7 protein-coding genes, 5 tRNA genes, 1 rRNA gene and 2 pseudogenes are annotated in these 12,983 nt (G+C 45.3%); 8 read left to right on the forward strand and 7 right to left on the reverse strand.

Annotation, left to right across the window (positions count from 1 at the left end; genetic code table 11):
- Positions 1 to 7: 7 nt before the first annotated feature.
- Positions 8 to 124, forward strand: a 5S ribosomal RNA gene (gene rrf, locus ACHFJ9_RS08185).
- Positions 125 to 218: 94 nt separating this feature from the next.
- On the opposite strand, the gene ilvY is transcribed toward rrf, so the two are convergent.
- Complete coding sequence (gene ilvY / locus ACHFJ9_RS08190; RefSeq protein ID WP_395356449.1) at positions 219 to 1,109, reverse strand: HTH-type transcriptional activator IlvY; 891 nt, start codon at positions 1,107 to 1,109, stop codon at positions 219 to 221.
- 143 nt (positions 1,110 to 1,252) lie between these two features.
- Between ilvY and ilvC the strand changes: the two genes are divergently transcribed.
- Complete coding sequence (ilvC, locus tag ACHFJ9_RS08195; RefSeq protein ID WP_012841252.1) at positions 1,253 to 2,737, forward strand: ketol-acid reductoisomerase; 1,485 nt, start codon at positions 1,253 to 1,255, stop codon at positions 2,735 to 2,737.
- 182 nt (positions 2,738 to 2,919) lie between these two features.
- Here ilvC and ubiK read toward each other — a convergent pair whose 3' ends face one another.
- The 4 genes and pseudogenes from ubiK to ACHFJ9_RS08215 all read right to left on the reverse strand — a co-directional run bounded on the left by ubiK (position 2,920) and on the right by ACHFJ9_RS08215 (position 8,145).
- Positions 2,920 to 3,171 (reverse strand): ubiquinone biosynthesis accessory factor UbiK, encoded by a 252-nt coding sequence (ubiK, locus tag ACHFJ9_RS08200; protein ID WP_005398178.1) that lies wholly within the window; start codon positions 3,169 to 3,171, stop codon positions 2,920 to 2,922.
- A gap of 131 nt (positions 3,172 to 3,302) precedes the next feature.
- Positions 3,303 to 6,426, reverse strand: a pseudogene (gene vmeD, locus ACHFJ9_RS08205) (multidrug efflux RND transporter permease subunit VmeD).
- A gap of 12 nt (positions 6,427 to 6,438) precedes the next feature.
- Complete coding sequence (vmeC, locus tag ACHFJ9_RS08210) at positions 6,439 to 7,545, reverse strand: multidrug efflux RND transporter periplasmic adaptor subunit VmeC (RefSeq protein WP_005398173.1); 1,107 nt, start codon at positions 7,543 to 7,545, stop codon at positions 6,439 to 6,441.
- Positions 7,546 to 7,563: 18 nt separating this feature from the next.
- Positions 7,564 to 8,145 (reverse strand): TetR/AcrR family transcriptional regulator, encoded by a 582-nt coding sequence (locus ACHFJ9_RS08215; RefSeq protein WP_005398171.1) that lies wholly within the window; start codon positions 8,143 to 8,145, stop codon positions 7,564 to 7,566.
- A 168-nt stretch (positions 8,146 to 8,313) separates the two neighbouring features.
- On the opposite strand from ACHFJ9_RS08215, the pseudogene rep reads away from it, so the two are divergent.
- Positions 8,314 to 10,328, forward strand: a pseudogene (rep, locus tag ACHFJ9_RS08220) (DNA helicase Rep).
- Between the two features lie 73 nt (positions 10,329 to 10,401).
- Here the strand turns inward: rep and ACHFJ9_RS08225 are convergent.
- Positions 10,402 to 10,815, reverse strand: coding sequence for a c-type cytochrome (locus ACHFJ9_RS08225; RefSeq protein ID WP_012841248.1), 414 nt, complete (start codon positions 10,813 to 10,815; stop codon positions 10,402 to 10,404).
- A gap of 335 nt (positions 10,816 to 11,150) precedes the next feature.
- On the opposite strand from ACHFJ9_RS08225, the gene ACHFJ9_RS08230 reads away from it, so the two are divergent.
- The 5 genes from ACHFJ9_RS08230 to ACHFJ9_RS08250 all read left to right on the forward strand — a co-directional run bounded on the left by ACHFJ9_RS08230 (position 11,151) and on the right by ACHFJ9_RS08250 (position 11,705).
- Positions 11,151 to 11,227, forward strand: a tRNA-Arg gene (locus ACHFJ9_RS08230).
- Between the two features lie 33 nt (positions 11,228 to 11,260).
- Positions 11,261 to 11,336: transfer RNA gene (locus ACHFJ9_RS08235), tRNA-His, on the forward strand.
- Positions 11,337 to 11,405: 69 nt separating this feature from the next.
- Positions 11,406 to 11,482, forward strand: a tRNA-Pro gene (locus tag ACHFJ9_RS08240).
- 46 nt (positions 11,483 to 11,528) lie between these two features.
- Positions 11,529 to 11,604 (forward strand) — tRNA-His (locus ACHFJ9_RS08245).
- 24 nt (positions 11,605 to 11,628) lie between these two features.
- Positions 11,629 to 11,705, forward strand: a tRNA-Pro gene (locus tag ACHFJ9_RS08250).
- A gap of 340 nt (positions 11,706 to 12,045) precedes the next feature.
- Here ACHFJ9_RS08250 and ACHFJ9_RS08255 read toward each other — a convergent pair.
- Complete coding sequence (locus ACHFJ9_RS08255) at positions 12,046 to 12,771, reverse strand: HAD family hydrolase (RefSeq protein ID WP_005394354.1); 726 nt, start codon at positions 12,769 to 12,771, stop codon at positions 12,046 to 12,048.
- Between the last annotated feature and the right edge of the window lie 212 nt (positions 12,772 to 12,983).

Consider the following 12,983-nt stretch of genomic DNA (forward strand, 5'->3'; position numbering starts at 1 on the left):
GAATTTGCTTGGCGACCATAGCGTTTTGGACCCACCTGATTTCCATGCCGAACTCAGAAGTGAAACGAAATAGCGCCGATGGTAGTGTGGGGCTTCCCCATGTGAGAGTAGGACATCGCCAGGCTTTAAATTTGAAAAAGCCCACTCGAAAGAGTGGGCTTTTTTACGTTTCTGGGTTCTGAAAATTACCTAAGCACTCAGAACTCAAACATCTATCGTTAAGGTGTAATGTATTTACTCTCTGCTACTTTCCAAAAAGCCTTCACTAATGGATTCTCTAACTGATTTTTGGTGCAGCAGACACCAAGTTCAAACGGCTTAATTGGTAACACTTTTAAGCGATTTATCTTCTCCCTCACCGGGCTATTGTTGATCACGACATCAGGTGCGATACCCACACCGCATCCCAGTGCAACCATACTTACGATGGCTTCATGCCCTGACGTTTGCGCGTAGATATTCGGCTTTATTTTCATTTGTTTGAGCCAAGTATTGGCTCTATCTCTTGCTGTCCCTGCTTCTGGGAGAATGAATGGAATGACTGACCAGTTTGGTCTTTCTTTTTGTAGCTCCTCCGCAAATGAACTCACGCCGACAGGAGCGATGACAGAAAGTGGTATTTCACTGATCGTTTCAAATGCGATTTTGCTTGGCATCTGCTCAGATTTGGCTGAGATGGCAATATCTGCTTCATCTGCTAAAATTTTGTCGATCGCTTGAGCTGGATCGCCGGTTGATAGCTTAAATTCGATAAAAGGATGCTGCAGACGAAAATCAGAGATTAACTCTGGCAGGTGGCTGTAGCTTGCAGTAACCGAACAAAAGAGACGGATTTCTCCTTTCAATTCGTCCTCTGCTCCCTTTAGGTGACTTTGGTACTGCTGCCATTCGCCAAGAATTTTTAAGGCGACAGGAACCAGTTTTTTGCCTTGGCTCGTTAAATCAACGCTGCGATTGTCCCGCAAAAATAATTGTTGGCCAGTTTCTTCCTCTAGCTTTTGTATTTGTCTGCTCAAGGCTGAAGGACTCACATGCATCGCTGCTGCGGTCTTAGCGAAACTTTTACTCTCACACAGATGAATAAAAAGTTGCAGGCTTTTGATATTCATTAAATCTTCATTTCCATGTTGCATAAATTGCAATAACTAATTGTGAATATATCACTTTAAGCAATTTAATGTCTGTTTTAGTATGAAGTTATTCGGTAAGGCAATTACCGACCTCAATGGAAGAATCTCAAAGGAGCACCCAGATGGCTAATTATTTCAATACCTTAAACTTGCGCGAGCAGTTGGACCAATTAGGTCGTTGTCGCTTTATGGATCGTAGTGAATTTGCTTCAGAAGCGGATTACTTAAAAGGCAAGAAAGTGGTCATCGTAGGTTGTGGTGCTCAAGGTCTTAACCAAGGTCTGAATATGCGTGACTCTGGTCTAGACGTTGCTTATGCGCTTCGCCAAGCAGCGATTGATGAGCAACGCCAGTCATTCAAAAACGCAAAAGACAACGGTTTTGAGGTAGGTAGCTACGAAACGCTAATTCCACAAGCTGACTTAGTAGTAAACCTTACTCCTGATAAGCAGCACACAAACGTTGTTGAGACGGTAATGCCGCTAATGAAAGAAGGCGCAGCGCTAGGTTACTCACATGGCTTCAACGTTGTTGAAGAGGGCATGCAAATCCGTAAAGACCTAACAGTAGTAATGGTTGCACCTAAGTGCCCGGGCACGGAAGTTCGTGAAGAGTACAAGCGTGGTTTCGGTGTTCCAACTCTTATCGCTGTTCACCCAGAGAACGACCCAAAAGGTGAAGGTTGGGATATCGCGAAAGCTTGGGCTGCAGCAACAGGTGGTCACCGTGCAGGCTGTCTAGAGTCTTCTTTTGTTGCTGAGGTGAAATCTGACCTAATGGGTGAGCAAACTATCCTTTGTGGCATGCTACAGGCAGGCTCTATCGTATGTTACGAGAAGATGATTGCTGATGGTATCGATCCTGGCTACGCAGGTAAGCTTCTTCAATACGGTTGGGAAACCATCACTGAAGCACTGAAGTTTGGTGGTATCACTCACATGATGGATCGCCTAACGAACCCTGCAAAAGTGAAAGCATTTGAGCTTTCTGAAGAGTTAAAAGAGCTGATGCGTCCGCTATACAACAAGCACATGGACGATATCATTACAGGTCACTTCTCTAGCACTATGATGGCTGACTGGGCAAACGACGATGCGAACCTACTAGGCTGGCGTGCAGAAACGGGTGAAACTGCTTTCGAAAACTACCCAGAAACTGACGTAGAAATCTCTGAGCAAGAGTACTTCGATAACGGTATCCTGATGGTTGCTATGGTTCGTGCGGGTGTTGAGCTAGCATTCGAAGCAATGACGGCATCTGGCATCATCGATGAGTCTGCTTACTACGAGTCTCTACACGAGCTGCCACTTATCGCAAACACTATCGCACGTAAGCGTTTATACGAGATGAACGTGGTTATCTCCGATACGGCTGAATATGGTAACTACCTATTTGCTAATGTAGCAACGCCGCTACTGCGTGAAAAATTCATGCCTTCTGTTAGTACAGACGTCATTGGTAAAGGTCTAGGTGAAACGTCTAACCAAGTCGATAACGCAACTCTTATCGCTGTGAATGAAACAATCCGCAACCACCCTGTAGAATACATCGGTGAAGAACTACGTGGTTATATGACAGATATGAAGCGCATCGCGGTTGGTGGCTAATTTTCTTTGCTTCAAAGTAGAGAAAATATTAAGTGAACTCTGGCCAGACTGGAGTCGATAAATACAAAAACACAACATCTAATCAAAAGGCTTGGTCGCCGTTGACCAAGCCTTTTTGTTTTTAGCCGATTTATCTGCGCGCCGATAAGAAAAACGCTCCTTTGTGAGGAGCGTTTTAACACTTATTTTTCTGCAAGCTTCTCTTCAAGCTCCGCCAATTTCTGTTCCATTTCTGTTAGCTTTTGACGTGTACGTAGTAAAACTTGAGTTTGAACATCAAACTCTTCACGACTTACAACATCTAGCTTGTTTAGTTGGCCTTGGATTACTTGACGAACTTTCTGATCAACATCAGAGCCCAACTCTTTTACAGGTTGAGGCATTGAGTCGTGAATCTGTTTAGCAATTTGCTCTAATTTCTTTGGGTCAAACATAGTGGCTAAAACTCCTTTTGATTTGTCCTCATTTTAAGTAAATGATACGTGAAAGTCGCCATTTAGATGGCAAAAAAGAGAGCGGCAATAAAAAAGGTCACCGAAGTGACCTTTTTGAATGCCTTAAAAGCTTATCTGTTATCCGCTAATTCACGGTGGGCTGCTTTCGCTTCATCAACTCGTGCCAACTTCTCCAAGTCTTTGTCTTCAACAAATACTGGCAGTGGTTTGTGTTTTTTCTGCTAGGTAGCTGTAAATCACAGGTAGTACGAATAGTGTGAACAATGTACCAATTGCTAGACCAGCAACGATTACGATACCGATACTGAAACGTTGCGCGGCACCTGCACCTGTTGCGTACATCAGCGGGATCAGACCTGCGATCATTGCTGCGGTTGTCATTAGGATAGGGCGAAGACGCACTTTCGCAGCCTCCATCACCGCATCAATACGAGACAGTTTATTATGTAACTGCTCTTCTTTGGCTACTTCACAGATCAAGATACCGTGCTTGGTGATTAGGCCGACCAGCGTGATCAAACCAACTTGCGAGTAGATGTTCATTGAGGCCGTACCCCACGCCAACGCGATCAAGGCACCACATATTGCTAGCGGTACAGATACCATGATGACAATAGGGTCGCGGAGTGATTCAAATTGAATCGCCAGAACGAGGAAGATGATCGCAAGTGCAAGACCAAAGGTTGCATACAAGGCACTACCTTCCGTTACAAACTGACGAGATTCGCCCATGTAATCGTGGTTATAGCCTGCAGGCAGTTTGGTTTGTGCGATGTCTTCAAACCAGTTAATTGCATCACCCATAGCAACGTTAGGCGATGGCACCGCACCTACCGTCGCGGAGTTTAACTGGTTGAAGTGTGGCAAAGAGCGAGGCTCTGCTATCACATCAATCGTAATCAAGCTGCTTAGTGGGACGGCTTTACCATCAACAGAACGCACATAGTAGTTCTTCATCGACTCTGGGTTTAGACGCCATTTACGTTCAACTTGAGGAATCACTTCATATGAGCGGCCGTTAAGGTCGATACGGTTAACGTAACCATCAGCCATCATGGTGCTGAGAGTGATACCAATATCTTGCATGGTCACACCGTAGGCACCCGCTTTGTCTTTATCGATCTTAATCTTCATGGTTGCTGAATCGTAGTTCAGGTCTAGATCGGAATAGACAAACATTGGACTACTTGCAACATCGGTCAGGATATCGCTAGCGATAGTAAACAAGCTTTCGAAGCTATTTGGTGTCGTAATTACAAACTGGACAGGTAGGCCTGAGCCCGCACCAGGCAGTTCTGGCATTTGGAACGCAGTGACAGACATACCTGGGACACTTGAAACTAGGCCTCCCACACGTTTTGTGATTTCAGATTGACTTGCTTCTCGTTCACTCCATGGCTTCAATGTTGCTAGACCAAACGCTTGGTTTGAGTTCGGCACACCGTTAAATACCTGAGCGTATTCTACTTCTGGCTGATCAGAGAGAATCTTATTCACGTCATCCATGGTGTTTTGGATGTAGTCCAAGTTCGCGTTTGATGGTGCGGTACCCATCAGAACAACTACACCTTTATCTTCGGATGGCGCCAGCTCACTAGGAATAAACTTAAACAGAATCGGTAAGCTCGCAAATACAATTATCGCAAATGCAATTACAACAGGACGGTGAGCCATGACTGCTGTAAGCATTTTCTCATAGCGATTGGTCATGCCATCAAGGATATGATGAACTTTTTGCTCAAACTTGCTCGGTTTTTCGTTCGCCTTCAGCATCTTTGAACACATCATAGGTGATAGCGTTAAAGCGATGATACCGGACACAAATACCGAACCTGCTAGCGTTAAAGCGAACTCTTTGAACAACGATCCTGTAATACCACCCATCAACGCGATTGGTGCGTATACTGCACCTAGCGTTAATGTCATAGCAATAACTGGCACTGCAATTTCACGAGTACCAATGATTGCTGCACGGAATGGTGATTCGCCCTCTTTGATATGACGATCCACGTTTTCTAGTACCACGATCGCGTCATCCACCACCAGACCGATGGCAAGTACCATCGCCAGTAGTGTCATTAAGTTCCAAGAGAAGCCCATTGCCTGCATAACCATCGCTACACCAATCAAAGAGAGTGGAATAGTGACGATAGGAATGATGACCGCACGGAACGAACCTAGGAACAGTGTGATCACTACAAGTACGATAATTGCCGCTTCAAGAATCGTTTTCACTACTTCGTGAATTGACTCGTTGATCGCAATGGTAGAGTCGTACATCACGTTCATTTTGATGTTACTTGGTAAGTTGCGCTCAAGTTGAGGTAATAATTCAAGCACATCAGCAGCGATGTTGATTGGGTTGGCACTTGGCGCGGCGTTGATTGCAGCAACCACTGCTTCTTGGCCGTTTGCACTTGCACGGTAAACGTCGTGACTCTTCTCAAGTGTTACCTTCGCGATATCACCTAAGCGAATAACGTCCCCTTCACCCGTTTTTACGACCAACGCTTCAAGCTCAGCAACGTTTGATACCTGAGTATCCGCGCTGCCGTTATAAAGCACGAACTCACCCGTCGCTTGACCCGTCGCAGATTGGTAGTTATTGGCGTTAAGAACGCTCATCACATCCGTTGCCGTTAGCTTTAATGCGCCCATTTTGGCTGGATCTAGCCATACGCGCAGCGCATATTTCATACCACCGTAAAGGTCAACTTTTGATACACCATTTACAGTGAATAGCTGTGGGTTGATTACACGCTCAAGGTAGTCGGTGATCTGGCTGGAAGACAACTCGTCACTGGTAAAACCAATATACAATACCGCGGTAGTAGAACCGGTCGACATGGTTACGGTCGGGTCTTCGGCTTCTTTTGGAAGCTGGGAACGTACCGAGTTAGTTTTCGCTAAGATGTCAGCCAATGCCGCGTTTGGGTCGGTATTCAACTTCATGTTGACAGTAATGGTTGATTTACCTAACACCGATTGCGAGGTCATATAATCAATATTATCGGCTTGCGCCACCGCTTGCTCCAAGGGCTGAGTAATAAAGCCCTGGATCAAGTTGGCACTTGCACCGTAGTAACTGGTGGTCACGGTGACCACTGTATTCGTCATTTCAGGGTATTCACGAACTTGCATTTTGAACACGGCTTGCAAACCAAGCAATGCAATCAAAAAACTGATCGATACCGCTAAAACTGGACGTTTTATAAAAACATCTGTAAAGCGCATGATGCCTCCAACTTAAAGCATTGGTGTTTCAGCAGGTGGGGTAGTTGCATCGCTTTCAACAATGCTTACTTTTGCGTGGTTACTTAAACGGACTTGACCCGATGTCACCACTACATCACCTGGCTTCACGCCTTCTAGAATGTGTGCGATATCTTTAGAGCGTTCGCCAACTTTTACCACATGCTGCTTAACGCGTTTCTCGCCATCTTCTTCCGTTACGATGTAAACATTGTCGCCGTATAGCGTAAACGTGATCGCAGTTTGAGGCAGAGTGACCTGATTTTCTAATTTAGGCAGAATGATGTTTGCACGAGCGAACATACCACTACGCAGTTTGCCATCACTGTTAGGGATATCTGCTTGAACCTGAATCAAGCCACTTTGTACGTTAACCGCAGGCTCAATCGCAGAAATTGAACCTTTGAAAGGCTGATCTGGGTAGGCATCCACGAAGATATCCACTTCTTGGTCGATATTGATACGTGAAATATCGGTTTGCGGCACGGTAAAGCGTAAGCGCATCACGCTGGTGTCTTCCAGGCGAACAATATCGGTACCCGCTTGTAGGTACTGACCTAGGTACACGTTACGAATACCTACTACACCATCAAATGGCGCTTTGATCTCGCGTCGGTCGATGGTCGCTTTCAAGCTTTCAATGTCCGCTTTTAAGGAGAAGTAGTTCGCTTCTGCTTCGTCATACGCTTCTTTAGAAATAGAGCCTTTTTTAAATAGCCCTTGGTAGCGTTTGTATTTCGCTTCTGCTGCTGGCAACTTGGCTTGCGAGCTCTTTAAATTCGCTTTCTCAACGTCAGAGTCAAGCAGTACTAATGGTTGACCTGCTTTGACTTGAGTGCCGGAATCAAATGCGATTTTGTCGATAACACCACTGGTTTCGTTTGCGACCGTCACACCTTGGTTTGGTTCGATAAAACCGATAGCCTCGATCACTGGTACCCAATCAACCGCTTGTACTTCCGTCACGGTTACTGGGAACTCAGGTTCAGGACGGTTTGCCATGTATTCAGCAATCTTTTGTTGCTTAAATAAATTGAAACCTATCACGCTGCCGAACAAGAGAACGGCGATAAGTAACATAAAGAAAGTCCACTTTTTCATTCTATTAAGAACTCCAAGTTAGTGTTTAATAATTGCATCCCAACTGGCTTCAATAGCAGCTTCTAATGCCGCCTTATCCAGTTGATAAAATCCCAAAGCGTGTTTCCTAGCAAGTGCAACACTTGCCTCAAAACTCAACCCAGAAAGCACTTCGTTATCGAGAGGCTTGAATACGCCCTCTTCTTTCCCCTGATTAAAAAGAAGATCTACTTGGGCAAACATTTGTCTTTCAAGTTCCCGAGCTTTGCTACTATTTGAACAGGGTAGAGACTCATATTGAACTCGATTGCTGAGCGCATTTAAATTCGAGCTCGCTAGATTCCAAATATTGAGCCACATGGTTCGATATCGCTGTTTTAAAGGCATCTCTTCACTCACGCCCAGTTGCACAGCCGTAGCGACGCGCTTTGCTACGTTAAGGCGTAACTCCTCCAAAAGATGTTCTTTATCTGAGAAATAACGATAAATCGTTCCTGCTGCGACACCTGCTTCATTGGCGAGCTTTTGCATGGAAAGCCCTTGAAAGCCCGATTCAGCAATGAGTTGCTCTGCAGCGACTAAGATTTGTTCTCGCTTATCTACAGCAGGGTTATCCTTCATAATCCTACCACCAGTGAATGAACGTTCATTCATTATAGCTCAAATACCCGCCTTTTATGCAACAGAATGTTGCGCTTGTTGGTGTGAAAATTACAAGAAATCAGCGTAGCTTTCACGAGGCCACCCCTTTATCATAGGCGCCACATTTATCACCCGCAGAGAATTTCTATGAAGCTGAACCCTAGTCAAGATGAAGCCGTGAAATACGTGTCTGGTCCATGCCTAGTGCTAGCTGGTGCTGGCTCGGGCAAAACTCGTGTTATTACCAATAAAATCGCTTATCTGGTTCAGCAATGTGGCTACAAAGCGCGTAATATTGCAGCGGTGACGTTTACCAACAAAGCGGCGCGTGAGATGAAAGAACGTGTCGGCCAAACGTTGGGGAAAGCCGAGTCTAAAGGTTTGATGGTATCAACGTTCCACACCTTGGGATTAAACATCATCAAACGCGAATACAAGCATTTAGGGTTGAAAGCGGGCTTTTCACTGTTTGATGACCAAGACCAACTGGCGCTACTCAAGGAACTTACCGAAAAGCAGCTTGATGGTGATAAAGATCTGCTACGTCAGCTTCTGAGTTGTATTTCCAATTGGAAAAACGACATGTTGACGCCAGAGCAAGCCAAAGCGCGTGCGCAAGGTGAGCAGCAACAATTGTTTGCGTTCTGCTTTGATATGTACCAAAAGCAAATGAAAGCCTATAACGCGCTCGATTTTGATGACCTAATTTTGATGCCCGTCTTACTCTTGCGCAATCATGAAGACGTTCGCCAACGTTGGCAGAATCGTATCCGCTATCTGTTGGTCGATGAGTACCAAGATACCAACACGAGTCAATATGAGTTGGTGAAATTAATCGTCGGTGAACGTGGGCGATTGACGGTCGTAGGAGATGATGACCAGTCCATTTATTCATGGCGTGGTGCGAAGCCTCAGAACCTAGTCTTGCTGGGTGAAGATTACCCGAATTTGCGATTGATTAAGTTGGAGCAAAACTACCGCTCAACGAGTCGAATCCTGCGTGCGGCCAACATTTTGATAGCCAATAACCCTCACGTCTATGAGAAGTCCTTATTTTCAGAAATTCCTGACGGTGAAAAACTCAAAGTGTTGTTGGCTAAAAATGAAGAGCACGAGGCTGAGCGTGTTACGGGGGAGTTGATTGCACACAAATTCTTGAATCGAACCGACTATCGTGATTACGCAATTTTGTACCGTGGTAACCACCAATCGCGCTTAATTGAAAAGTCTCTGATGCAACCGTGTGCCTTATAAAATTTCTGGCGGCACCTCGTTTTTTGCACGCGCAGAAATTAAAGACATCATGGCGTATTTGCGTGTTTTGGTTAATCCAGATGACGACAATGCATTCTTACGTATTGTGAATACACCACGACGTGAAATTGGCCCTGTAACTTTAGAAAAGCTAGGCAGTTATGCCAATATGCGTGGGAAGAGCCTGTTTGAGTCGAGTTTTGAAATGGGGCTCGAACAGCACTTAACGGGACGCGGCCTGGAAAATTTACGTCGTTTCACCCAATGGTTAGTGGCGATTGCTGACCAAGCTGAGCGTGGTGATACCGTCGAAGCGGTTCGCTCGCTAGTTCGCGATATCCATTATGAAGATTGGCTATATGAAACTTCAGCAAGCCCGAAAGCCGCTGAAATGCGAATGAAGAACGTTTCTGATCTTTACTCGTGGATAGTGGCGGACCTAGAAGGTGACAACTACGATCAAGAAGAGAAAACGTTAAAAAGAAGTCGTTCAACGTTTGACCTTGCGTGACATGATGGAACGTGGCGAAGAAGATGAAGACAGCGATGCAGTACAACTGATGACGCTGCACGCATCAAAAGGCCTTGAGTTCCCATATGTATACTTAATTGGGTCTGAAGAAGGTATTTTACCGCACCAAACCAGTATTGATGAAGACAACGTCGAAGAAGAGCGTCGTCTGATGTATGTTGGCATTACCCGTGCGCAGCGTGAACTGACTTTCACTATGTGCAAAGAGCGTCGACAGTTCGGCGAGTTGATCAAACCGACTCAAAGCCGCTTTTTGGATGAGCTGCCATTTGATGACGTTGAATGGGAAGTGAATAAAAAGCCAGTATCAGCAGAAGAGCGTATGGCGAAAGGTCAGGCACACATTGCCAATATTCGAGCAATGTTTAAGAAGTAGAGTATCCTTGTGTTCACTGACTAAAAACAAAAAGGCTTGCCAGTTGGCAAGCCTTTTTCGTTGATGTCTTTACTTATAGACCTTCAATCATGTGGTCGATTGCTGCGATGATTTCATCGTCAGAACAGTCCATACAGGTTCCTTTGGCAGGCATCGCATTGAAGCCTTCTAACGCGTGCTTCACTAACGTCTCTTTGCCTTGTGCAATACGCGGTGCCCAGTCATCGGCATTACCTGTTTTAGGTGCGCCGTTTACACCAGATGCGTGACAAGCAATACAAAAAGTACCATAAACTGTGGCGCCATCACGTGGACCGGTTGGTTCTTCTTTCACTGGCTCAGAACCCGCTAGATAAACATCACCGACAGGTTGGATGCGTTCTGCGATCGCATCGTATTCAGTTTGGCTGATGTCAGAAGCTAAAGCTGCCGTAGAAAACGTTAAGGCAGCGAACAAAACGCTAATCATTTGTCGAGACATATCCATTAAACCCACTTCACATTCCCGAGGTAAGTGACTTACCTATTTATATAGTTAGAGTATTAATGCCGAGCAGAGAAATCACTAAATTCCACTGAATGGCATAGAATGATTAGACAACTTGGTTGCAGCTGTTAAATCAATGTAAATAATGGGTGATTATATCCCGATAACTTGTTGCAATAAACAACAAGTTATCCATGACAGGGCGTGAATCACATCAAAAATTCAGTTTAAAGGAAGATAACTGTCGAAAAAGAGACCAAACGATAAAAAAAGTAAAAAAAGTACTAGACGGCATAGTGTGATATCCGTATTATTCCACTCCGCCGATAGGGCATGCGCCCGTAGCTCAGTTGGATAGAGCGTTGGCCTCCGGAGCCAAAGGTCGAAGGTTCGAATCCTTTCGGGCGTACCATTGCCTCGGAGGATACATCGGTAAAAATCAGTGGTGGCTATAGCTCAGTTGGTAGAGCCCCGGATTGTGATTCCGGTTGTCGCGAGTTCAAGTCTCGTTAGCCACCCCATTCTTTCTTTTTTAGATTGAATGCGGTAGCATTGCTCCCAATCTTGATTAAATCAAGATAAAACATCGTCGGTGAATAGCGCAGTTTGGTAGCGCATCTGGTTTGGGACCAGAGGGTCGGGGGTTCGAATCCCTCTTCACCGACCACTATTTAGTTTATGGCTGAGATAGCGGTAAACATGACAATTTGATGGTGGCTATAGCTCAGTTGGTAGAGCCCCGGATTGTGATTCCGGTTGTCGCGAGTTCAAGTCTCGTTAGCCACCCCATTCTTTATTTAAAGAATACATGCTCGGTGAATAGCGCAGTTTGGTAGCGCATCTGGTTTGGGACCAGAGGGTCGGGGGTTCGAATCCCTCTTCACCGACCACTATTAGAAAGCCTGCTTTTTAGCAGGCTTTCGTCGTTTTAGAGTTTATTACATCGCTTGGGCGACTATTAGTCGACAGTATTTCAAAGGATTTGAACCCAAGTGGGGTTCGCCTGAAGTTAGAATTCGGCTCTTCACCGACCGCTATTTAGAGCCCCAGTCGAAAGGCTGGGGCTTTTTTGCATCTACCCTCTTAAAAGCATCTGCATTCGATTTCAATTTCACCAAAAGTGTACAGCTCTAGGGGCTTTTGACCACCTATGATCCAAATGCTTTTCGAGCGGACAAAATAAACCCCAGAATGACGTCTGGGGTTTTGTGTTTTTCTAATCCACTACTTTTATTGGGCGAGTGTTTTAAGGATTTCTCTCAGCTCTACCGTTTCTTGGATTTCAAAATTTGGCGTTATATCTGTTGAGTTACTTGCGCCTGTCGCATTTACCCACACGCTCAAAATGCCCATATTGTTAGCGCCTGCTATATCTGCTGGTAAAGAGTCGCCAATGTGCAGGGCTTCTTCTGGTTTTACTTCGACCAAGTCGAGCGCTTTTTGGAAAATGCTCGCAGCGGGCTTCTCTTCAGGCTCTTCTCCCCCCACAATAATATGGTCCACCCAGTCGCTCATCTGTGTCGCGCTGAGTTTAGGGTGTTGAGAAAAAATCGGGCCGTTAGTGATCACGACGAGTTTATAATGCTGACGAAGATCGCTGAGCATTTCTTTTACACCAGGGAAGAAAGTGAACGCGCCCATACGTGCAGAGTCAAAGTAGTCTTGAGCTTGTTGAGCCTCTTCGGCATTAATGCTGACTCCGTGCTCCGCCAATATGTTTTGGATCAGGCCACAACGGAACGCGTTTTCATCAGGTAGCAGAGCCACAAGGTGAGGGAATTCCGCATTCAGCTTCTTGTACACACCCTGTAAGTAGCGCTGTAAAAAAGCTTGTGGTTCGGTAACTTGCGGGTAGGTCTTATGAATCCAAGTCGTAAACTTTTGTCCTGCAACTTTATCGGCTTGTGACGTCGCACATAAAGTCTCGTCCATATCAAAAAAAATCGCTTTAAGCACAGGGGCTCCTTTCATTTACAGCTTGGCTCTAACATTGATTATCTATTATCCCACTCTCAATTGTGTCGTAAAGGGTTAAAATCGACGTGCTTCACCTACACTGGGAGAGTGATGGTAACCGCATTTTCTTTTGTTTAGTCAACAAACCGCTTAAGCGGCGCATAATCGTCGTCGACAGAGGATTTGTGTGGTTTTGCTGTTGTGTTCACGTT

The sequence above is a fragment of the Vibrio sp. D3 genome (assembly GCF_043995865.1).
Classification (GTDB): Bacteria; Pseudomonadota; Gammaproteobacteria; order Enterobacterales; family Vibrionaceae; genus Vibrio; species Vibrio diabolicus.

Coding starts and splice junctions, on each gene's coding strand:
- ilvY (WP_395356449.1), bottom strand. CDS start 1,109: ATGAATATCAAAAGCCTGCAACTTTTTATTCATCTGTGTGAGAGTAAA.
- ilvC (WP_012841252.1), top strand. CDS start 1,253: ATGGCTAATTATTTCAATACCTTAAACTTGCGCGAGCAGTTGGACCAA.
- ubiK (WP_005398178.1), bottom strand. CDS start 3,171: ATGTTTGACCCAAAGAAATTAGAGCAAATTGCTAAACAGATTCACGAC.
- vmeC (WP_005398173.1), bottom strand. CDS start 7,545: ATGAAAAAGTGGACTTTCTTTATGTTACTTATCGCCGTTCTCTTGTTC.
- ACHFJ9_RS08215 (WP_005398171.1), bottom strand. CDS start 8,145: ATGAAGGATAACCCTGCTGTAGATAAGCGAGAACAAATCTTAGTCGCT.
- ACHFJ9_RS08225 (WP_012841248.1), bottom strand. CDS start 10,815: ATGGATATGTCTCGACAAATGATTAGCGTTTTGTTCGCTGCCTTAACG.